Here is a 19,960-nt window from a genome sequence, read left to right as displayed (position 1 = left end):
CACCCTTCCCCATCACATTTACGAGGCTTCAAGGATGAACACAGTAAAGCAATGGCTGCGGGCGACCCGCGCGCTCGGCTTTGCCCTTGTGCTGATGAGCGGATCGAGCGGTGCCATGAGCATGAGCGAACCGCTTTCGACCGCCCCGGCACAGCCGACACCCGGCGCCATCGACGACCACGCATGCGATCCCGCCAACGGCCCCAGCGTCATCGCCTACCGACCCGCCCCGGCCACTGTCGCACCGCACTGCGGCGCATCCGGCGGTGGCCAGAACGCCAGCCCGCTGCCGGGCGCTCGACAGCATCGTTTCGCTGAACCCGCCTCGGACTCGCTTCCTACCCGGCCGGTGGACAACAGACGTTATTCATTCTGATCAGGGCCCGCAGCCCCGCTTCTTCAGGAGCTACAGCATGAGCACAGACGCACCATCCAGGACCTCGCTGGTTCTGGCGGACGGCTACTCCTATACCGAACTCATTCCCGCTCCGGGCGCCAGCGGCGCCCCGGGGGAAACCTTCATTCGGGTATTCCACGCCTTTTTCAGCCCCGACGACGATGACCGGCTAGCCCCCGCGGCGCCCACCGGCGATATCCCAGTCGCCACCTCCGAACAAGGCTGAGGAATGCCCGCCATGTCGAACCTTGCATGCCCCGAAGCCCTGCGTCCGTACGTGAAAGCCGCCGAGCTGCCCGACGAGGCGGCCCTTAAGCAAACCACCATCGTCACGGTGACCTATGGCGAGCGCCTGCCATTCCTCCAGCGCCTGATCGAGCAGGCCTTCCGCTTCGAGCAGATCACACGCGTGCTGGTGGTCAGCAATGCGTCACGCGCGCCGCTGGAGCAGCTCTGCAGCCGCTGGCCCGGCCAGGTACGCATCATTTCGCTGGAACACAACACCGGCTCGGCCAACGGTTACGCGGTCGGGCTGCAGGCGGCGCTCGCCGAGGGCGCGCATTACATCTGGATGATGGATGACGACAATGCACCCACCGCGGCCGCCGTACGCCTGCTGCACGAGGAGCTGGCCCGCCTCGGTCACGAGGTCGGCCTGGATCGCGCCGCGGTACTGGGCTTTCGCGCCAGCCAGCAGGAGGACATCGCCCGCGGCGTACCGGGCCGCTTCGCCATCCAGCCGCGCTCCAGCTACTTCGGATTTCACGTCGCGCAGCTGCCCTACAAGATCTGGCGCCGCCTGCCCTGGGGGCGCCCGCAAGGCATCCCGCCGCGTACGCTGGATCTGCCGTTCGCGCCCTATGGCGGCATGCTCGCCCACCGCAGCCTGTACCAGACCATCGGAGTGCCACTGCGCGACCTGGTGCTCTACGCCGACGACACCGAGTACACCCGCCGCATCACTGCCGGTGGCGGCCGGCTGCGCCTGGTCACCGACGCCGTGATCGACGAGCTGGAGCTGTCGTGGAACATCAAGGCACGCAGCCGCAACATCTATGAAGCCTTCCTGCTCGGCGACTCCGACTTCCGCGCCTACTACACCGCACGCAACCAGGCTTGGTTCGACACCCACATCTGGGCGGCCTCGCCCTGGCTGTACCGCCTGAACCGGCGGATCTTCCTCGCGCTGCTGCGCTACATCGCCCGGCGGCATCAGACTCCGCAGCGGCTGCGATTGATCGAGCAGGCCATCCGTGATGGCGAGAGCCGCACGCTGGGAATGAACCAGACCTTTCCGCTGCGCTGATCACACCCAAGGGGGAACCGATGCACGCGCCAACCACCGCGCCAAGAGACAACAACTTCGATTTTTTGCGGTTCTTCGCCGCCTCGATGGTGGTGTTCGGCCATAGCTACGGGTTGTCCGGGCAGGCTGACCGGGAGCCCCTGCGCCTGTTCAGCGGCAGCTACGACTCGGCGGACATCGCCGTGCACATCTTCTTCGTCATGAGCGGCTTTCTCATCGCTGGCTCATGGCTGAACAGTCGCAGCGTGCTGGATTTCGCCGCCAAGCGGGCCTTGCGCATCCTTCCGGCGTTGCTCGTATCGGTGCTGTTGGCGGTCCTGCTGGTCGGCCCGCTGGCGACGGCGCTGCCGCTGGGCGACTATTTCGCCGCACCCGGCACACTCGCCTACCTGAGCAATGCCGCGCTGATCACCGAGTTCCGCCTGCCCGGGACCTTTGCCACCAATCCGTTTCCACATACGGTCAACGGCTCGCTGTGGACGCTGCCCTACGAGGTACTGATGTACGCCTCAGTGCTCACCCTGGGGTTGCTCAAGTGCTTCGGTCGCAACAGCGCGCTGATCGGCCTGATGCTGCTGGTGGGCGTGCACTTTCATCTGATGCCGCTGCTCGAGCTGCAGAGCGACCTGCTACGCAAGGCCTCGCGGCTGGGGATGTTCTTCTATGCCGGCGTGGTGCTGTACCTGTACCGCTTGCGCATTCACTGGCACTGGACGCTCGCCTTGCTACTGCTCGCGGCCAATCTCGTCAGCGCCCGCGGCGAGCACTGGGAACTGGTGCACCTGCTCACCCTGCCCTACCTGACGCTCTATCTGGCACACCTGCGCGTGCCGCGCCTGTCCGGTTTCGGCAAGGCCGGCGACTTCTCCTACGGCCTGTACATCTTCAGTTTTCCACTTCAGCAACTGCTGATGCACTGGACCGATGGGCAGCTATCCCTGGTTCCCTTCATGCTGCTGAGCTTCGCCGGCAGCCTCCTGCTGGCCGTGCTGTCCTGGCATCTGATCGAGGCGCCGGCCCTGCGCCTCAAGCGCTACCTGCCGCGCGCCGCGCGCAGCGACCAGGCCGCCGCTGCGGCGGCCATCGTCCCGCCAGTCAGGGTACGGCGAATACCCTGACGTCGGCGGCAGTCGAGGCGACCGCATCGGGTTGCACCTGGCCGAGACCGAGCTGGCGCACCTTGCGCAGCTGGCGAACGCGCTCCAGGTTGTCCCAGGCGGTGGCGTAGTGCGACGGCGACTGCTCCATAGCGCTGCGGAAGAACTGCTCGGCCTCATCCAACTTTCCCTCCACCAGGCAGATGTAGCCCACATCGTTGCTCGCCTGCGCGCGCGAGCCGATCTGCTCGAACGCCGACAGCGCCTCCTCGTAACGTTCCGTGCGCGCCATCAGCAGTCCGTAGTTGCGCCACAGCGGCGCATAGGCGGTGTTGCGATCCAGCGCGCGGCGGAACACGCGCTCGGCTTCCTGCCAGTGCCCGGCCATGTAGTAGGAATAGCCGAGGCTGTTCTGCACCAGCACCGAACGCGGCTCGATCTGCAAGGCCAACCGGTAATAGCGCTCGGCCTGGGCAAAGTCGTTGTTCAGGTCGGCGAGCACCCCCAGTGCGTTGTACAGCCGTACCGGCGACTGACGATCGACCTTGAGCGCATCTGCCGCCGCAGCGGCATCACCGCCCGCCTGACGCTGCTGGTCCAGCGACACGGCGCGGTCGAGCAGTTCCCTTGCGCGCTCCTGATCGCGCTTGGCCAGCTGCAGCATGCCCATCTCGGCCAGCGCATCGAGATTGTCCGGCGCCTTGCGCAGTACCTCGTCGAAGGCCAGCTCGGCCAGCTGGATGTTGCCGCGCTCACGATGGATCCGCCCTACCCATACCAGCGCTGAGTACTGCGTGGGCTGCAGCTCCAGCGCGCGCAGGTACTGGAACAGCGCCTGGTCCAGATCGCCCGCCTGATAGGCCATGTCGGCCAGTTGCAGCGCCTGCTCCAGCGAGCCGGCCTGTTGCCGCGCCCGGTACAGTACCGAGTGCTGGCCCGAGTAGATGGAGCGCCCTTCGCCCGGCTCGGGCCCCATGGTCTGACATCCGGCGAGTACGACCGGCAGCGCCAGCAGCAATGCGATTCTTCTCATCTCAGAGTCTCCCGAAGGCTTTGAGTACGCCGATCATGGCGGGACCGATGGCGACCAGGAAAAAGCTCGGCCACAGGCAGAAAATCAGCGGAAACACCAGCTTGGTACCGATCTTGGCAGCCTGTTCCTCGGCCGCCTGGGTACGCCGGTCACGGAATTCGTCGGCATAGATGCGCAGGGTGTCGGCGACACTGGTGCCGAAGCGGATGCTTTGCGCCAGCAGGCTGACCAGCCCGCGGATATCCTCCAGGCCGGTCCGTTCCGCCAGATGCGCCAGCGCGGCCGAACTGGATATGCCGGCGCGAATCTCGGCGTTGACCATCGCCAGTTCCTCGGCGAGCTCGCCGTGACTGACCGCCAGCTCCTCGGCGACCCGCTCGATCGCCTGGGGCAACGCCAGGCCCGACTCGACACAGACCACCATCAGGTCCAGCGCATCGGGAAACGCGGTACGCAAACGGAGCTGCCGGGCGTTCCTGCGTCGTTCCACGAACATCGCCGGCGCCAGCCAACCCAGGCCGACCGCGATCCCGGCGGCCATCAGGCCGGTCGTCAGCGACGGCAACGTCACCAGCGGCAGCGCCAGTACGGTCGCGACCAGCAACAGCAATGGCAACAGAAGGCGGATCGCCCAGTACATCTGCAGCGCCGATGCCGAGCGATAGCCGGCGTGCTGCAGCAGTGCCCGGGTGCCTGACAGGTGCGCGCCGTCCTTGCTGACGAAGCGCTCACCGACCTGCTGCAGCAGCAACTGCACGCCACCAAGTGGTGGCTCGTTGAAGCCGTGCTCGCGCTGGCCGCCGCGCTTGATCAGCGCCAGGCGCCGGCGCATCGGGTCTTGCAGGCCCATCAGCAACACTGCGGTGGTGCCCACCGCGAGCATCACGCTCAGCACGACCGCCGCCAGAAAGATCAGGCGCACCAGCATCTCGTCGGCGACCACGCTTCGAACCAGACCGTACAGATAGTCCATGACTGCGTCCTCGCTCAGACCTGGATACGGATGATCCGGCGGATCCAGAAGATACCCACCAGCATGGCGCCGAACGCTGCCAGGCTGAGCTTCTGTCCGATCGGTTCGTTGATCAGCAGCGGCAGGTACTCCGGCGTGGTCAGCATGATCACCGCGGCCAGAACGAACGGCACGGAGATCAGGACCCAGGCAGACATGCGCCCCTCGGCCGAGAGCGTCTTGACCTTGCGCTGGAAGCGGAAGCGACCGCGAATCAACCGGCTCAGCCGCTCCAGCACCTCGGTCAGATTGCCGCCGGTTTCACGGTGGATGAGGATGCTGGTCACCAGCATCATCACGGTCATGCTGGGCACGCGCTCGAGCAGGCCGAGCATGGCCCGACGGACGTCGTTGCCGTAGTTCAGATCGGCGAAGGTCAGGCCGAACTCGTGCGCCACCGCGCCCTTCTGCTCTTCGGCCACCAACCGCAGCGTCTCCCCGAACGGATGCCCGGCGCGCAGCGCGCGGCACATGGAATCCAGCGCATCGGCCAGCCCCTCTTCGAACTCGGCGAACCGCTTGCTACGGTCACCGCTGATCTTCAGGATCGGCAGCCAGAACGCCAGAAAGCCCAGTAGCGGCGCCAGCCACCATAGGCGCAGCAGCATCCAGGTGGCGACCGCCACCAGCACGGCCAGCACCGCACCCAGCAGGACAACCCGGTAGGCGCGGTAGTCATGACCGCTCTGCTCGATCATCTGCGCCAGCCGGTCCATCAGCGGCAACTGTTCCAGCGCAGCCTCCAGCGGTGACAGCCGGGTCAGATACTTCTGGCGCAACAGGGTCTGCATGTTCGGCAGGTCGTTGGCCTGCTCCAGCAGGTGCAAGCGCATGCGGATGCGCTTGCGCACCCGTCCGGCCTCGCCGAACACCGGCACCGTCAGCCCCTGGCTGAGCAGGAACACCGCGACGAAGACCATGCCGAGGAAGATCAGGATGAACTCGGTGGGAAGCTGGCTCATGGCTGCGTGCCCTCCATCCAGTCCGGCCGGAACAGCTCCAGCGGCAGCTCGATGCCGCGCTTGGCCAGCACATCACGGAAGCTCGGCACCATCCCGGTGGCCCGGTAATCGCCGAGCACCTCGCCATGCTCGCCGATGCCACGACGCTCGAAGGCGAAGATCTCGGTCATGGTGATGATCTCGCCTTCCATGCCGTTGATCTCCTGCACGCTGACCAGCCGACGCTTGCCGTCTTCCTGCCGTTCGAGCTGGATGACCACGTCGATGGCCGAGGCGATCTGCTGGCGCAGGGCCTTGATCGGGAAGGTCGCACCGCTCATCGACACCATGTTCTCGATGCGGCTCAGGGCGTCGCGCGGGCTATTGGCGTGGATGGTGGTGATCGAGCCGTCGTGCCCGGTATTCATGGCTGCCAGCATGTCCAGCGCCTCCGGTCCGCGCACCTCGCCGATGACGATGCGGTCCGGGCGCATGCGCAGGCTGTTGCGCACCAGCTCGCGCTGGTTCACCTCGCCACGCCCCTCGATGTTCGCCGGCCGGGTTTCCAGACGTACCACATGCGGCTGCTGCAGCTGCAGTTCGGCAGAATCCTCGATGGTGACGATGCGCTCGTCGTGCGGAATGAAGCTCGACAGCACGTTGAGCATGGTGGTCTTGCCGGTGCCGGTGCCGCCGGACACCAGCACGTTCATCCGGCCCCGCACGATGGCCTTGAGCACCAGGGCGATGGCCGGCGTCAGCGTGCCCATCTGGATCAGGCTCTCGGCGTTCAGCAAATCGACCGCGAAGCGGCGGATCGACAGGCTCGGCCCGTCGATGGCCAGCGGCGGGATGATCGCGTTGACCCGCGAGCCATCCTTCAGCCGCGCGTCCACCAGCGGCGAGGATTCGTCGATGCGTCGGCCAAGGCTCGAGACGATGCGGTCGATGATGTTCAGCAGATGCCGATCGTCGCGAAAGCGCACATCGGTGCGCTGCAGCTTGCCGTGACGCTCGACATAGACCGAGGCGTGGCCGTTGACCAGGATGTCCGACACCGTGCCGTCGGCCAGCAGGGGTTCCAGCGGACCCAGGCCGAGCACCTCGTCGGTGATCTGCTTGATGATCTGCTGGCGCGCCGCCGCGCTGACCGGTGCGGCGTGCTCGTCGAGCAGGCGCTGGCAGATCTCGCGGATCTGCCACACCGCATCCGCCGGCTCCAGCGAATCGAGCAGCGACAGGTCCATGACCTTGAGCAGCTGCTGGTAGATCTTTTCCCGCCATTCGGCGTCGGTCGCGCTGAGCTGGCTGCGGGTCTCGTAGAGGCTCTCGACTACCGGCGTTTCCCACGCCATGCCGGTTTCCAGCCGTTCCGGGCCGGGGTTTGGAACCGGCTGCTTGGCCGGGGCTCGCTTGCCTGCCTGCAGGCGGGTACGCAGTTCGCTGAGCATGGTCATCCCCCGAATAGGCGTCCAAAGGTGCGCTTGAGCAGGCCCTGCTCGGCGGTGTCGTTACCGAGCAGGTCCTGGGCCATCTGCCGGATGCCCTGGGTCAGCGGCGCCCGCGGCGCGTGCAGGCCCAGCGGTACGCCGGTGTTCTGACTTTCGTTGATCACCGCGTAGTCGTTCGGCAGCCGCTGCGGCACGCCGCAATGCAGCGCTTCGGCGATGTCCTTGAGGCTGACCGGCGCGGTCTTGTCGTAGCGGTTGACCACCAGCTGCAGGCGGTCGCCCCGAATGCCGAGGTCCTCGCGCATGATGCGTACCAGGCGAACGGCATCCTTGAGGTGACTGAGCGACTGTTGCAGCACCACGTAGACCTGATCGGCCTGCTCCAGCGTGATGCCGGTGAGGTGGTCGATCTGCCGCGGCAGATCGACCACCACCCACTCATAGCTCGAGCGCGCCAGCCGCAGCAGCGCCTCGACCTGCTCCAGCTGGATGTCCTGGGTCAGGCACAGTTCACTGGCGCGGCCGCCGAGCACGTCGAGCGTCGGGCTGAAATGACTGCAGAAGCCGTGCAGCGCAACGCTGTCCAGCTCATCGATCCGCTGCAGCACTTCCATGTGGCTGTGGCTCGGACGCACATCCAGGCAATGGGCGACCGTGCCGAACTGCAGGTCGAGGTCAAGCAGCAGGGTGCGGCGGCCATAGGCGCTGAGGCTGTGGGCCAGGTTGCAGGCCAGCATGGTTGCGCCCGAACCGCCCTTGGCATTCATGATCGCGATGACCTTGCCACCGCTCCCGTGCCCGTCACGAGTTTCCAGCGCGATCCGACTGATGGCGGCCAACAGCTCCTGCTCCACCAGCGGCTCCGGCAGGAAGTCGCGGGCACTGGCCTGCATCGCCATACGCATGCAGTCACGGTCGTCCTGAGGGCCGCAGACCAGCAGCGGCGGCCGCTGCTGGAGCGGGTGCTGCTGCAGCGCAGCGAGTTCCTCGCGCCACAGGTGGCTGACGTGTAGCAGGAGCAGATCGGGCATCTGCTCCAGCCCGTACAGCGGGTCGGTGTGTCCATTGCTCACCAGCCGCGTGCTGACCTGCAGGCCGGGCAGTTGCTGCGCCAGCGTCTTCAGCCGGGTCAGGGCACCTGCATCGCGGCTGCTGACGAGCAACCGCAGGCCCGGGCCTCCCACCGTGACGCTACTGGGTTTTTCAAGGGTATTCAGCATGGGGTGATCTCCGGAACGGCATCGGGCTCGGCATGACGCCCAAGGCTTTCGCGCGGCAAGGTCGAGGAGAACGGCGGCAGGGTGATCACACCGCTCAGCCCGGGAATCAGCAGGTCGAAGGTGAAGTTCTCCACGCGCAGCTGGACGTAGCGGATCGCATTGAAGCCGGTGGCGCTGGCTTGCGCCGGGTTGGCGATCGCCGCACCGCTCTCGTCCAGGTAAACCAGGGTCAGGTCTGCGGTCTCGAGGTTGGCGATCAGACTGCTGGCACCGCTGTCCTCGGCGGCGTTGAAGATCGCCCGGCGCAGGATGCGCGGCTCGTGGATCTCGCATACCGCGGCCAGGCGCGCGCCCCGACGCACCGTTTCGTTGAGCGCGTTGACGGTGAAGAACAGCCGCCCCATCTCCAGCACACCGAACAGCAAGATGAACAGCAGCAACCCGACGATGGCGAACTCCACCACGTACACGCCGCGCATGCGTCTGGCGTTCATCACAGCGCCCTCATCACGGTGGTGGCGACCAGCGGAAACCCGAGCGTGGCCCCGCCCGAACCGAAGTTCGGCAGGCCGCTGCCGATCAGTGGCTGAAACGTATAGCTGATGCTGACCTGCACGTGGTTGCTGCCCAAGGCGCTGACGCTTACCTGAGACGTGCTCAGCCCGCTGACCAGCGGCTCGCTGCCCGCCTGCAGAACAGGGGCGCCGTACACCGCCAGGGTGCGCGCCTGATCGATCATTTCGGCGCTCAGCTCGATCTGACCAAGGGTGCGATTCCACGCCTGCCCGGCGACGAAGCGGCTGGCATCGCGGCTGGCCTGCAGCAGGCTGTTGTACTGAAACAGCATCCGGCCGATCTCGCCCAGCGCCAGCAGCAGCAACAGCAGCAGCGGCAAGGCGATGGCCAGTTCCACCATCGCGAGCCCGCGCTGTCTTGCCCTTGCCGATATTGCCTGGCTGCTCATGGCCGCCTCCTACGAGTCGTTGCTCGGCGTGCGGTTGTTGTCGATGTAGGTCTTGTACAGCTGGATGATCTGCGGGCCGCTGTCATTCACCGGGTTGCTGTCGGGCACGTTGTCGCCCTCGCATTCGCTGACGAACTGGCCGAAGACCTGCGCCTTGTTGCCCGAGCCGGTCGGCAGTGGCTGGACCAGAAAGAAGCAGCCGAAGCCCAGCACCGGCACCGAGGTCTGGCCGCCGGAACTGCCGGTGCAGTTACCCAGCACGATGCGCAGGATGCGTCGCTCGGAGACGCCGTCAGCGCGGCAGCCGTTGGGGCAGTTGGCCACGCGCTGGCGCCAGTCGTTGTAGTCGAGCAGCGCGGTGCTGGCAGTCGAGAGATCGCCGCCACTGGCGCTGACCACCTCGCCCTGATATTCGGCCTGACCGGTGCTGTCGTTGTAGCTCATGCGCGGCGAGCTGTAGTCGGTGACAAAATCCGGCGGATACTGGTCCGCGCTGCCGGACAGCGCACCGCTGTACTGGCCGAAGCGGGTATTGAAGCCCTGCGACACCGGGCCGATGGTGTTGCCCGGCTCGGTCTCCACCGACTCGCCGACGCTGTTGCATTGCTCGGTGCCGCCGGCCAGCGCCTGACGTACATCCGCGGCGCCACTGCTGTCGCCGAGGCGAATCAGCTGGAAGTTGCCAGGGCCGATGACCGGGTCGTTTCCGGCTGCGCCCTTGAGCACTTCCAGATCGCCGAAGCGATAACCCCAGACCAGCCCGTTGGCTGGATCATGCTGGTTGGGATCGCCGCAGACCATCAGCGGAGCGATGTCGCACGGGCTGGTTGGGCTCGGACCAGCCGTGGCGATTGCCGCGATTTCCTTCTCCGCGTCGTTGCCCAGGGCCTGCAGCATGCCCCAGAAGAAACCCTGCAACGGCAGCTCGGCAACGGTCACGCGCACGTATCGGGCATCTATCGGCCCCGGAAAGGAGAACGGTCCGTAAACACTGGCCGCCAGATCGACCTGCACGATGGCGCCCGGGTTGTCCCCCAGCGCAGCGGCCAGCTCGTCGTTGCCGGGCGCCTGGCCGTTGAGCTGGAATGTCGCGCGCGCAGCGTCCTGCGTCAGGCTGCCGGCGTTGCCCGAACCCCGCACCTGTTGCAGGGTCTTGGCACCGCTGAGCGCCGCGGCATCCACGGCGTTCTGCAGGCGTGTCTTGTTGAGCAGCATGTGGCCGCCGTCCAGCGCAAGGGTAGCCATGAGCATCATCGCCGCCAGCGCCACTACGACCAGCACCATGGCCGAGCCACGCTGACGTTGCGGGAACGGACGAACCATGCAGGAGGCGTTCATGACGCGAACCTCAGTTGCCCACGTTGATCTGGATCGGCTGCGCGACCTGCTGGGCATCGCCGGTGGCACCCCGGTAGCTCTCCATGACCTGTTCGGTCAACGGGCCATCGGTGCCGGCCGGCGACAGCGCCGTGCCCGGGTTGGCGGCGACGTTCTTGTCGGCGATCTGCTGATACAGGGTCGCGTTGACCGTGCTGCCCAGCGAGCCGACACGACCTTCCTGGTAGGGAACGCAGCCGGCCAGCAGGGTGAACAGGCAGGCGTAGGGCAGAATTTTCATGATGGCGACTCCGCTTACTTGAGGTCGTGGCCGAAGCGGCCTTCGCTAATGCCGAGGCTGGCCGGCACTGCCCGGCCGGGCGCACTGCCCTTGGTCTTGCCCAGCAGGTAGAACTCCGCGTCGCTGGGCTCGACGAAATTCTCGGTCGGCAGGCGCACCGTCCTGGCATCCACCGGTTGTGCCAGGTAAGGCGTCACCAGGATCACCAGTTCGGTCTCGCCGTGGATGAACTGCTGGCTACGGAACAGCTGGCCCAGCACCGGCACGTCACCCAGACCGGGGAAGCGGCTGACGAAGTCGCGGGTGTTCTCGCTGATCAGGCCGGCGATGGCGATCGTCTGGCCGTTGCCGAGCTCGACGGTGGACTGCGCGCTGCGCTTGGTCAGCGACGGGATGACCTGGTTGACGCCGTTGCCGAGGATGCTTTCCAGGCCGGTGTCCAGCACCAGCGAGTTGGCATTGGAGAGCTCACTGACCGAGACATTGAGGTTCAGGTTGATGCGGCCGGAATCGAGCACTACCGGCAGGAACTTGACCCCGACGCCGAATTCCTTGAATTCGATGGTGATGCCATCGTCCTCGGTGATCGGTACCGGAAACTCGCCACCGGAGATGAACTCCGCCTGCTGCCCGGTCAGGGTGGTCAGCGTCGGCTCGGCGAGCACCTTGGCCGAGCCGTTGTCCTTGGCCGCTTCCAGCACCACGTTGAAGAGGAAGTTGTCGGAGAGGAACTGGCCGAAGATGCCTTTGCCATCGCCGAACAGCGTGGTCGGGTTAACGAATCCGTCCTCGTCGAAGCCTAGCCCCTGGCCATTGTTGAACCCGCCACCCGACCAGCGTCCGGACGAACCGAAGTCCAGCGCGTTGAAGCGCACGTTGAGGTTCTTGAACAGGTTGCGCTGCATCTCGGCGACCTTCACCTCGAGCATCACCTGCTGGCTGCCACCAACGCTGAGCAGGTTGATCAGCTGCAATGGCTCCTGCGGCTGTGCAGCGGCACCGGCACCCTGGCGCTTGGCATCGCCGGCGGCCTGCTCGGCGTAACTGCGCGCCAGCTTGACGGCGTTGTCCATCGCCGCGGCGCTGCTGACCTGCCCGCGCAGCACCAGGGCGCCCTGGGCGCTGAAGACCTCGATCGGTTCATTGGGCATGACCTGGTGCAGCTTGCTCTTGAGGCCGCTGAGATCGTGCACCACTTCCAGATCGAGGCTGTCGATCAGGCGATTGCTGCCATCCCAGAGCAGCACGTTGGTGCTGCCCAGCGAACGGCCGAGCAGGTAGAGCTGGGTCGGGCTGGTGATCAGAATGTCGGCAATCTCGGGATTGCCCACCGAGATGCGTTTGACCGCGGTTCGCGTGGTGAGCACGCGCGACTTGTAGATCGGTACCTGGACGTCACTGACGTTCGCCGCCGGGGTGGCAAGGACCACAGGTTTCGTCTCGGCTGCCATCACCAGCCCGGACAGCATCGTGCCCAGCGCCAGCACCAGGGCCCCCACTCTGTGCATGTTGTTCATATCGATCTCCTTGCGTGTCAGCCGTCGTGGCCACGCGCCGTCAGCTGGTCATCGCCTTACAGGCCGACATTGGTCACGTTCACCTGGGTGCCGCGAATGATCGTCACCCCGGGATTGGCCGGTGCGCGGCGCACCACCGGCTTCGGCGCAGCGACTACCGGAGCCACCGGCGGCGGCGCTGCCACGGGCTTTTTCTGGTTATCCAGGGGATTACGCAGCGCCAGTTGCAGACGCCCTTCGGTCATGGCCTTGACCAGCTCCTCGGCTTCCTCGGAACTCATTTCCAGGGTCACGGCGCGCACCACTACCGGCTGGGTCTTGTCGGTACTGGCGGTCTGGTCGACGGCCAGCACGCGCAGGTCTTCGAGAATGGTCTTGGCCTCGGCTTCCTCACCATTGCCCTTGCGCCGGGTGGCCAGTACGTCGACCCGGTTGCCCGGCAGCAGGAAGCCGCCCACGCCCACCACATCGTCGACCCGCACCGACACCGCGCGCTTGTCGGTGGCGATCAGCGACGCCAGCGTGCTGCCACCCAGGTGCTCGGCCAGCCGCGCGCCGCGCAGCACGTCGCCACGCAGCATGCCGAAGGTGGCGATCTTGCCGATCACCTCTTCGGTGCTGGCGAACGAATCGTCCGGCACCGTGCCCTTGGGCATGCGCACCAAGGTCACATGCTGCGCCTCGACCATCTGCCCGAAGGGGATCTCCGTGGTGGCGACCACCACGTTCTGCGACTTGTCGTCCGGCCTGGCATCGAGCCGCGCGCTAAGCCAGCTGTTGGCCATCCAGGCCGCTCCCAGCCCCAGCAGCAGGGACAGCGCGATCAACGTGAAGGTACGTGAGCTCATGTCGGTATCTCCTTATCCAAGGAACTCGAGCTGGACGAAGTAATTGCGCCAGGCCCATTGCAGGTCATCGGGCGTCAACGGACCGCTGCGTTCGGTGTAGCGCTGGCGGTCCAGCGCCATGCCCAGCAGATCTCGCGGATGGCACGGCACCAGCGGCATGCCTTCCGCTTCGTAGAGTTCGCGCAGCACATAGCGCAGCAATTGCGGATCGAAGGCGATGCCCAGGCGCTCGCCTTCCTGTCGCCAGATGCGTTCGTATTCCTGCGGTTTGAGGTAGTTGAAGCGCAGCTTGTAGCCAATCCGACGGAGGAAGGCTTCGTCGGCCAACTCCAGCGGATTCAGGTTGGTGGCGAAGACCAGGACCATGTCGAACGGCAGCACGCACTGCTGCCCGCCGCCGAGATTGAGGAAGTCGCGCTTTTCCTCCATCGGCACGATCCAGCGGTTGAACAGCTCGGCCGGCGGCATGCGCTGCCGACCGAGATCGTCGATGATGTACAGGCCGTTGCTGGCCTTGAGCTGCAGCGGCGCCAGGTAACGGCGGTTGAACGGGTCGTAGCGGACGTCGAGCTGTTCCATGCTCAGCTCGCCGCCCGACACCACCAGCGGGCGCATGCAGCACAGCAGGCGACGGTCGATGCCTTCGCTCAGCAGCAGGCTGTTGTACTGGTCGCGATCGTCCAGGCGCTGATGGATCTGCGGATCGTAGACCTCCACCACCGCATCGTTGATGGCGATGGCGTAAGGCACCCAGATCGCTTCGCCGAACAGGCGGATCAGACGTCCGCTGATGTAGGTCTTACCGGTGCCGGCTGGCCCGTAGATCATGATCGCGCGGCCGGAATTCATCGCCACGCCAAGCTGATCGAGCAGATCATCGGCGAGCACCACACCGCTGAATACCGCACGCATCTTCTCGGCATTCACCCGTGCATGGTGGATCGTCTGTACCTTGACCAATGAACGGTAGGTGCTCACCGGAAACGGCGCCGCACCGATATAACCGCTGCGCTCCAGCGCATCGCGCGCGGCGTTGCGCCCCCGCTCGGTCAGCCCATAGCGCAGGGCCTGGCCGTTGTGCTGGCCGAGCACCTCGATGCGGCCATCCTTGCGCAGCAGGGCGAGCACCTCTTCCAGCACGGCGCCGGGCAATGCCAGCCGCTCGACCAGACGCGCCATGTCCAGCGCACCGCCTTCATGCAGATGCTTGCACAGCAGATCGGCGAGCAGCTGATCGCTCAGCCCGGTCTCGGCGATGGTGCGCGGCTGCGGCGCCAGGCGCTGCACCGCTTCGCGCTCGCTCGGGTAGCCATCGCTATCGCTGACTGCGTACATGGCGGCCTCCCGCGCTAGTCGAAGTGAAACCACAAGCTGCTGGCGAACGTGCCCAACAGGATCGCGATGGCGTAGGGGAACGGCCTGCCGGCGACCTCCCCGGCTGCCGGTGCGAGGTAGCTCTGGCTGCGCAGCATCAGCGCATAGCGTCCGAGCGTCTGCCGCAGCTGGCCGTGCCAGATCATCAAGGCCAGCCCGCAGAGACCGCCGACCATCAGGCTGGCCGCCGCGGCAGCCAGCGCCTGCTGCGGTGTGAGAAAGACGCCAACCATGGCCATCAACTTCACGTCACCGGCGGCCATACCACCTGCCGCATACAGCATCAGGAACAGGCCAAAGCCGATCAGCGCCCCCAACATCCCCTGCCCCAGCCCGCTCAGACCGCCCGCGAAGGCCTGCCCGGCCAATCCCAGTGCCAGCCCGGTCAGGACCAGGAGGTTGGGGATGCGGTGGTGGCGTACATCGCTGACCACCGCGTATCCCAGCAGCGAGAGCAGCAACAGCCCGCTGGCCCAGCCTTGAATGTCCATAGGAACACGGCGCTTACGCTGCGGGCGTCCCGCCGAGCGCTGTGATGATCTGGTTGATCTTGGCGAGAACTGCCGCGCCCAGATTGGTGAAGGCCAGCGCGACGGCTGCGGTAATCAGCCCCCCAGCCACCGCATACTCGACGATGGTCAGCCCGTCTTCGTCCTTCGCGAACTTCAGCACCGCGGTCTTGATCGTTTGAATGGTCATTTCGCTCACCTCACTGAGGAGTGGTTCATCCATCGGTTGGCAGCGCTCCATGCACCGCTGCTGAGGTGAACACTAGTCAGGCAAACGCAGTGGGCGTTAGGACTCTTTTGCGCGTTGCTAGCACTCAATTGCCGTGGTCAGCAAAGCTCTGCAATACGCGGTTACAACGACTTGAGGCTCCTCGCATTGGCAACAAACCTCACCGCATCAGCTCCGTATTAATCCTAATAACGGCAATGTGCTATCAGAGGTGCGCCTTAGCAGAAACTGTTCTTATCCATAATGGCCGTTTGCCAATACTGTTTGTAAGGGAAAGTAAAAGGGCAGAGCTAGTAAAGATGTCTAACTCTCCGCAGGGACCATTACTCCTCTGGGTGGACCTGACCCACGACCGCAGCACCGAAGCGTTGATGCGCCAGTTCACGGCCTTCAGCGAATGCCGTCTGGTGCAGGCCCACAGCTTGGCCGACAGCGGCCAGAGCCGGCGCGTCGACATGATCTGCATGCACTACGACCGCCCCGATGCCCTGGGCCTGAACCAGCTGCATCAGGTCAAACGTGCCGCGCCGTCCATTCCCATCACCATGTTCACCGTCCAGCATTGCGAAGATCTGGCGATATGGGCGATGCGCTCCGGGGTATGGGAATACGTCACGCTGCCGCTGACCGCAGCCGAGCTACGCCGCTACCGTCTGGCCCTGGATCAGCTGCTGAAGCTGCGCCAGAATGCCCATGCCACACGGCAGCGCGTGCTCGGCGAGCATTATCCGGACCTGCCGCCGAGCATCCGCCTCACGGCCGATCATCAGAGACACCAGCTGCTGGCGCCCGCGCTTTACTACATCGACCTGCACTTTCGCGAGAACCTCGACCAAAAGGAACTGGCGCGGCTGTGCGGCCTGACGCCCTCGCGCTTCAGCCGCCTGTTCAAGGAGCTGCATGGCGTCTGCTATCTGGAGTACACGCTGGGCAAGCGTCTGGAGTTCGCCAAGGACCGACTGGGCAACACGCAGATGCCGATCACCACCATCGGCTATGAAGCCGGCTTTCGCGATCCGTCCTATTTCGCGCGAGCGTTCAAGCAGTTCGTTGGCTGTACGCCGAGCGAGTACCGTAACGGCGCCCCTTCCTCCGCATCGATGCTGGCCGAGCAGAACCTGCAGGATGCGACTCGGCCCAGTAGCGACTTGCTGGGCCTGGACATCGGCGCCTGACCGATCATCCCGGACCTGGCGTCGCGCTTCTGCCAGCGATGTTCGTCAACGGACGGACATACGGCCCCTGTCGCAATCTGGCTAAAAAACATCCACATCGGTATACTCGCGCGCCTTTTTAATGCGCGGTTTTCGAGGTTCAAAGTCGATGAGCAAAACGCCAACAGTCGGGTTCGTCAGCCTGGGTTGCCCCAAGGCCACGGTCGACTCTGAACGCATCCTCACCCAGCTGCGCATGGAGGGTTACCAGATCGTGCCGTCCTATGAGGACGCCGACGTGGTGGTAGTCAATACCTGCGGCTTCATCGACAGTGCGAAGGCCGAATCGCTGGACGCCATCGGCGAGGCGATCGCCGAGAACGGCAAGGTGATCGTCACCGGCTGCATGGGCGTGGACGAGAACAACATCCGCGGCGTGCACCCCAGCGTGCTGGCGGTTACCGGCCCGCAGCAGTACGAGCAGGTGGTCAATGCGGTGCACGAAGTGGTGCCGCCGAGCATCGAGCACGATCCCTTCGTCGACCTGGTACCGCCGCAGGGCATCAAGCTCACCCCGCGCCACTATGCCTATCTGAAGATTTCCGAAGGCTGCAACCATACCTGCAGCTTCTGCATCATCCCCTCCATGCGCGGCAAACTGGTCAGCCGCCCGGTGGGCGATGTGCTCAGCGAGGCCGAGCGCCTGGTCAAGGCCGGCGTGAAGGAAGTTCTGGTGATCAGCCAGGACACCAGCGCGTATGGCGTGGACCTCAAGTACAAGCTGGATTTCTGGAACGGCCAGCCGGTCAAGACGCGCATGCTCGAGCTGTGCGAGGAGCTGGGCAAGATGGGCGTCTGGGTGCGCCTGCACTACGTCTACCCCTACCCTAACGTCGACGACGTGATCCCGCTGATGGCCGCCGGCAAGATCCTGCCGTACCTGGACATCCCCTTCCAGCACGCCAGCCCGAAGGTGCTCAAGGCGATGAAGCGTCCGGCCTTCGAGGACAAGACCCTGGCGCGCATCAAGCAGTGGCGCGAGATCTGCCCCGAGCTGACCATCCGCTCGACCTTTATTGTCGGCTTCCCCGGCGAGACCGAGGAAGACTTCCAGTACCTGCTCGACTGGCTCACCGAAGCCCAGCTCGACCGTGTCGGCTGCTTCCAGTACTCGCCGGTGGACGGCGCACCGGCCGAGGCCATGGACCTGGAGCCGGTACCGGACGAGATCAAGCAGGACCGCTGGGACCGCTTCATGGCGCACCAGCAGGCCATCAGCGCCGCGCGCCTGCAGCTGAAGGTCGGCAAGGAACTGGACGTGTTGATCGACGAAGTGGACGAAGACGGTGCCATCGGCCGCTCCTGGGCCGACGCCCCGGAGATCGACGGCATGGTCTACGTCGACAGCGAACAGCCGCTGCAGCCGGGCGACAAGGTGCGCGTGCGCGTCACCAACGCCGACGAGTACGACCTCTGGGCCGAAGTGATCTGAGCTGATCGGTTAAACAAACGCCCCGCTTCTGCGGGGCGTTTTCATTTCTGCGCTACGAGCCCTGGGCCGCGTAGGGTGGAAAACGGCGCAGCCTTTTCCACCGCCGGGCTGCGGGCTCGTCAACGCCGCGGTGGTTGACGCACCGGCGTATTGCCGGCCACGTAGTACTTCGCCGTGCTGCGCGGCAGCGGCTCATGACCACGAATCCGATCGGCGATCTTCTCGGCGATCATGATAGTGGTCGCGTTGAGGTTGCCGGTGATGATCTGCGGCATGATCGAGGCATCCACCACGCGCAACCCTTCCAGCCCATGCACCCGGCCCTGGCCGTCGACCACGGCCATGTCGTCGCTGCCCATCTTGCACGAGCAGGACGGGTGATAGGCCGTCTCGGCGTGCTCGCGGACGAAGGCGTCCAGCTCGGCATCGCTCTGCGCATCGATACCCGGGCTCAGCTCGCGACCGCGGTAAGGGTCGAGCGCCGGCTGGGCGATGATCTCGCGGGTGATGCGGATGGCATCGCGGAATTCGCGCCAGTCCTGCTCGTGGGCCATGTAGTTGAACAGGATGCTCGGGTCCTCGGCCGGGTCGGTCGAGCGGATCTCGATACGCCCGCGGCTGGGCGAGCGCATCGAACCGACGTGGGCCTGAAAACTGTGACCGTCATGGGCGTTGCTGCCGTTATAACTGACTGCCACCGGCAGGAAGTGGAACTGGATGTTCGGCCATTCGAACTCGTTACTGCTGCGGATGAAGCCGCCCGCCTCGAACTGGTTGCTGGCACCGATGCCGCTGCCGAGGAACAGCCATTCGGCGCCGATGGCCGGCTGGTTCCACCATTTCAGCGCCGGATACAGCGAAACCGGCTTCAGGCACTCGAACTGCAGGTACATCTCCAGATGGTCCTGCAGGTTCTGGCCAACGCCGGGCAGCTCGTGGACAAGTTTCACACCGACCCGGCGCAGCAGCTCGCCCGGCCCGACGCCCGAGCGCTGCAGGATCTGCGGCGAGGCGATCGCCCCGCCGCACAGCAGCACCTCGCGACGCGCACGCACGATGTACGGGTCCTTGCGATCGCGCAGGTAGCGCACGCCCACTGCGCGCTTGCCTTCAAACAGGACGCGATCGGTCACCGCGTGCGTTTCGATGGTCAGGTTCGGCCGCTCCCTGGCCTGATCCAGATAGCCGCGCGCCGTGCTGGCGCGCCGGCCCTGGGGCGTCACGGTACGGTCCATCGGGCCGAAGCCTTCCTGTTGATAGCCGTTGAGGTCGTCGGTACGCGGATAGCCGGCCTGCACACCGGCTTCGACCATGGCGTGGAACAGCTCGTTGTTGTCGGCCTTCGGCGTGGTCACGCTGACCGGGCCGACACCGCCGTGGTAATCGTTGGGGCCGATGTCACGCGACTCGGCCTTGCGGAAATACGGCAGGCAGTCGAGGTAGGTCCAGTCTTCCAGCCCCGGTGCCTTGGCCCAATTGTCGTAGTCCAGGGCGTTGCCACGGATGTAGCACATGCCGTTGATCAGCGACGAGCCGCCCAGGCCCTTGCCGCGACCGCAATCCATGCGACGGTTGTTCATGTGCGGCTCGGGATCGGTCTTGTAGGCCCAGTTGTAGCGCGTGCCCTGCAGCGGATAGGCCAGCGCGGCGGGCATCTGGGTGCGGAAATCCAACCGGTAGTCCGGGCCGCCGGCTTCCAGCAGCAGCACGCTGACGTCGGTGTCCTCGGTCAGGCGTGCGGCGAGCACGTTACCCGCCGAGCCGGCGCCGATGATGATGTAGTCGTATTCCATGATCT

The 19,960-nt window shown here is 65.4% G+C and carries 21 protein-coding genes; 6 read left to right on the top strand and 15 right to left on the bottom strand.

Translation table 11 applies throughout. The annotated features are described in order from the left end of the window. The first annotated feature begins 34 nt into the window (after positions 1 to 34). From ACX1DW_RS05040 to ACX1DW_RS05025, 4 genes are read left to right on the top strand one after another with little or no spacing between them, the layout of a single operon-like run. Positions 35 to 376, top strand: a complete 342-nt coding sequence (locus ACX1DW_RS05040; protein WP_458992918.1) for a hypothetical protein — start codon at positions 35 to 37, stop codon at positions 374 to 376. 37 nt (positions 377 to 413) lie between these two features. After that, positions 414 to 623, top strand: a complete 210-nt coding sequence (locus ACX1DW_RS05035) for a hypothetical protein (RefSeq protein WP_133456905.1) — start codon at positions 414 to 416, stop codon at positions 621 to 623. A 12-nt stretch (positions 624 to 635) separates the two neighbouring features. Further along, positions 636 to 1,703, top strand: a complete 1,068-nt coding sequence (locus ACX1DW_RS05030; RefSeq protein ID WP_458992917.1) for a glycosyltransferase — start codon at positions 636 to 638, stop codon at positions 1,701 to 1,703. Between the two features lie 20 nt (positions 1,704 to 1,723). Beyond that, entirely contained in the window at positions 1,724 to 2,821 is a 1,098-nt protein-coding gene (locus ACX1DW_RS05025; RefSeq protein ID WP_458992916.1) for an acyltransferase family protein, read from the top strand. On the opposite strand, the gene ACX1DW_RS05020 is transcribed toward ACX1DW_RS05025, so the two are convergent. From ACX1DW_RS05020 to ACX1DW_RS04955, 14 genes are read right to left on the bottom strand one after another with little or no spacing between them, the layout of a single operon-like run. Beyond that, on the bottom strand, positions 2,799 to 3,833 hold the full coding sequence (locus tag ACX1DW_RS05020) for a tetratricopeptide repeat protein (RefSeq protein WP_458992915.1): 1,035 nt from the start codon (positions 3,831 to 3,833) through the stop codon (positions 2,799 to 2,801). The two genes, ACX1DW_RS05025 and ACX1DW_RS05020, sit on opposite strands and share 23 nt — an antisense overlap. A 1-nt stretch (position 3,834) precedes the next feature. Then, positions 3,835 to 4,806, bottom strand: coding sequence for a type II secretion system F family protein (locus ACX1DW_RS05015; RefSeq protein ID WP_063543586.1), 972 nt, complete (start codon positions 4,804 to 4,806; stop codon positions 3,835 to 3,837). 14 nt (positions 4,807 to 4,820) lie between these two features. Continuing rightward, positions 4,821 to 5,807: a type II secretion system F family protein gene (locus tag ACX1DW_RS05010; protein WP_063543588.1), complete on the bottom strand. Its 987-nt coding sequence runs from the start codon at positions 5,805 to 5,807 to the stop codon at positions 4,821 to 4,823. Beyond that, on the bottom strand, positions 5,804 to 7,237 hold the full coding sequence (locus ACX1DW_RS05005) for a CpaF family protein (RefSeq protein ID WP_133456901.1): 1,434 nt from the start codon (positions 7,235 to 7,237) through the stop codon (positions 5,804 to 5,806). Before ACX1DW_RS05005 ends, ACX1DW_RS05010 begins: the two co-directional genes overlap by 4 nt. A 2-nt stretch (positions 7,238 to 7,239) precedes the next feature. Continuing rightward, positions 7,240 to 8,457, bottom strand: a complete 1,218-nt coding sequence (locus ACX1DW_RS05000; RefSeq protein ID WP_458992914.1) for an AAA family ATPase — start codon at positions 8,455 to 8,457, stop codon at positions 7,240 to 7,242. Beyond that, a complete protein-coding gene (locus ACX1DW_RS04995; protein ID WP_458992913.1) occupies positions 8,451 to 8,951 on the bottom strand; it encodes a TadE/TadG family type IV pilus assembly protein in 501 nt (166 codons plus the stop codon). Before ACX1DW_RS04995 ends, ACX1DW_RS05000 begins: the two co-directional genes overlap by 7 nt. Next, entirely contained in the window at positions 8,951 to 9,421 is a 471-nt protein-coding gene (locus ACX1DW_RS04990; RefSeq protein WP_394375743.1) for a TadE/TadG family type IV pilus assembly protein, read from the bottom strand. The genes ACX1DW_RS04995 and ACX1DW_RS04990 overlap by 1 nt, the downstream gene beginning before the upstream one ends. Before the next feature lie 9 nt (positions 9,422 to 9,430). After that, positions 9,431 to 10,759, bottom strand: coding sequence for a TadE/TadG family type IV pilus assembly protein (locus ACX1DW_RS04985; RefSeq protein WP_458992912.1), 1,329 nt, complete (start codon positions 10,757 to 10,759; stop codon positions 9,431 to 9,433). A gap of 10 nt (positions 10,760 to 10,769) precedes the next feature. Next, positions 10,770 to 11,039 carry a hypothetical protein gene (locus ACX1DW_RS04980; protein WP_458992911.1) on the bottom strand — a complete coding sequence of 90 codons (270 nt, stop codon included), beginning with the start codon at positions 11,037 to 11,039 and terminating at the stop codon, positions 10,770 to 10,772. A 14-nt stretch (positions 11,040 to 11,053) separates the two neighbouring features. Further along, positions 11,054 to 12,556 (bottom strand): type II and III secretion system protein family protein, encoded by a 1,503-nt coding sequence (locus ACX1DW_RS04975; RefSeq protein ID WP_156246076.1) that lies wholly within the window; start codon positions 12,554 to 12,556, stop codon positions 11,054 to 11,056. Positions 12,557 to 12,612: 56 nt separating this feature from the next. Next, on the bottom strand, positions 12,613 to 13,404 hold the full coding sequence (gene cpaB, locus ACX1DW_RS04970; RefSeq protein ID WP_458992910.1) for a Flp pilus assembly protein CpaB: 792 nt from the start codon (positions 13,402 to 13,404) through the stop codon (positions 12,613 to 12,615). A gap of 12 nt (positions 13,405 to 13,416) precedes the next feature. Next, positions 13,417 to 14,739 (bottom strand): hypothetical protein, encoded by a 1,323-nt coding sequence (locus tag ACX1DW_RS04965; RefSeq protein WP_063543603.1) that lies wholly within the window; start codon positions 14,737 to 14,739, stop codon positions 13,417 to 13,419. 14 nt (positions 14,740 to 14,753) lie between these two features. Further along, a complete protein-coding gene (locus ACX1DW_RS04960; protein ID WP_458992909.1) occupies positions 14,754 to 15,269 on the bottom strand; it encodes an A24 family peptidase in 516 nt (171 codons plus the stop codon). Positions 15,270 to 15,282: 13 nt separating this feature from the next. Beyond that, on the bottom strand, positions 15,283 to 15,477 hold the full coding sequence (locus ACX1DW_RS04955; protein ID WP_110779002.1) for a Flp family type IVb pilin: 195 nt from the start codon (positions 15,475 to 15,477) through the stop codon (positions 15,283 to 15,285). A 338-nt stretch (positions 15,478 to 15,815) separates the two neighbouring features. Here ACX1DW_RS04955 and ACX1DW_RS04950 point away from each other — a divergent pair, with 338 nt between their 5' ends. Together ACX1DW_RS04950 and rimO are read left to right on the top strand one after the other, a co-directional pair. Beyond that, positions 15,816 to 16,691, top strand: a complete 876-nt coding sequence (locus tag ACX1DW_RS04950) for a helix-turn-helix domain-containing protein (RefSeq protein WP_458992908.1) — start codon at positions 15,816 to 15,818, stop codon at positions 16,689 to 16,691. A gap of 148 nt (positions 16,692 to 16,839) precedes the next feature. Next, positions 16,840 to 18,162 (top strand): 30S ribosomal protein S12 methylthiotransferase RimO, encoded by a 1,323-nt coding sequence (gene rimO, locus ACX1DW_RS04945; RefSeq protein WP_458992907.1) that lies wholly within the window; start codon positions 16,840 to 16,842, stop codon positions 18,160 to 18,162. A 119-nt stretch (positions 18,163 to 18,281) separates the two neighbouring features. On the opposite strand, the gene betA is transcribed toward rimO, so the two are convergent. Further along, entirely contained in the window at positions 18,282 to 19,955 is a 1,674-nt protein-coding gene (betA, locus tag ACX1DW_RS04940; protein ID WP_458992906.1) for a choline dehydrogenase, read from the bottom strand. Between the last annotated feature and the right edge of the window lie 5 nt (positions 19,956 to 19,960).

Source organism: Stutzerimonas sp. KH-1, assembly GCF_054483855.1.
The sequence above is the reverse complement of the archived record's forward strand: the minus strand, read 5'-3'. Positions and strand labels throughout refer to the sequence as shown.

Coding starts and splice junctions, on each gene's coding strand:
- ACX1DW_RS04990 (WP_394375743.1), bottom strand. CDS start 9,421: ATGAGCAGCCAGGCAATATCGGCAAGGGCAAGACAGCGCGGGCTCGCG.
- rimO (WP_458992907.1), top strand. CDS start 16,840: ATGAGCAAAACGCCAACAGTCGGGTTCGTCAGCCTGGGTTGCCCCAAG.
- ACX1DW_RS04950 (WP_458992908.1), top strand. CDS start 15,816: ATGTCTAACTCTCCGCAGGGACCATTACTCCTCTGGGTGGACCTGACC.
- ACX1DW_RS05000 (WP_458992914.1), bottom strand. CDS start 8,457: ATGCTGAATACCCTTGAAAAACCCAGTAGCGTCACGGTGGGAGGCCCG.
- ACX1DW_RS04965 (WP_063543603.1), bottom strand. CDS start 14,739: ATGTACGCAGTCAGCGATAGCGATGGCTACCCGAGCGAGCGCGAAGCG.
- ACX1DW_RS05035 (WP_133456905.1), top strand. CDS start 414: ATGAGCACAGACGCACCATCCAGGACCTCGCTGGTTCTGGCGGACGGC.
- ACX1DW_RS04975 (WP_156246076.1), bottom strand. CDS start 12,556: ATGAACAACATGCACAGAGTGGGGGCCCTGGTGCTGGCGCTGGGCACG.
- ACX1DW_RS05030 (WP_458992917.1), top strand. CDS start 636: ATGTCGAACCTTGCATGCCCCGAAGCCCTGCGTCCGTACGTGAAAGCC.
- ACX1DW_RS05015 (WP_063543586.1), bottom strand. CDS start 4,806: ATGGACTATCTGTACGGTCTGGTTCGAAGCGTGGTCGCCGACGAGATG.
- ACX1DW_RS04980 (WP_458992911.1), bottom strand. CDS start 11,039: ATGAAAATTCTGCCCTACGCCTGCCTGTTCACCCTGCTGGCCGGCTGC.
- ACX1DW_RS05005 (WP_133456901.1), bottom strand. CDS start 7,237: ATGCTCAGCGAACTGCGTACCCGCCTGCAGGCAGGCAAGCGAGCCCCG.
- ACX1DW_RS05010 (WP_063543588.1), bottom strand. CDS start 5,807: ATGAGCCAGCTTCCCACCGAGTTCATCCTGATCTTCCTCGGCATGGTC.
- cpaB (WP_458992910.1), bottom strand. CDS start 13,404: ATGAGCTCACGTACCTTCACGTTGATCGCGCTGTCCCTGCTGCTGGGG.
- betA (WP_458992906.1), bottom strand. CDS start 19,955: ATGGAATACGACTACATCATCATCGGCGCCGGCTCGGCGGGTAACGTG.
- ACX1DW_RS04995 (WP_458992913.1), bottom strand. CDS start 8,951: ATGAACGCCAGACGCATGCGCGGCGTGTACGTGGTGGAGTTCGCCATC.
- ACX1DW_RS04985 (WP_458992912.1), bottom strand. CDS start 10,759: ATGAACGCCTCCTGCATGGTTCGTCCGTTCCCGCAACGTCAGCGTGGC.
- ACX1DW_RS04955 (WP_110779002.1), bottom strand. CDS start 15,477: ATGACCATTCAAACGATCAAGACCGCGGTGCTGAAGTTCGCGAAGGAC.
- ACX1DW_RS05025 (WP_458992916.1), top strand. CDS start 1,724: ATGCACGCGCCAACCACCGCGCCAAGAGACAACAACTTCGATTTTTTG.
- ACX1DW_RS05020 (WP_458992915.1), bottom strand. CDS start 3,833: ATGAGAAGAATCGCATTGCTGCTGGCGCTGCCGGTCGTACTCGCCGGA.
- ACX1DW_RS04960 (WP_458992909.1), bottom strand. CDS start 15,269: ATGGACATTCAAGGCTGGGCCAGCGGGCTGTTGCTGCTCTCGCTGCTG.
- ACX1DW_RS05040 (WP_458992918.1), top strand. CDS start 35: ATGAACACAGTAAAGCAATGGCTGCGGGCGACCCGCGCGCTCGGCTTT.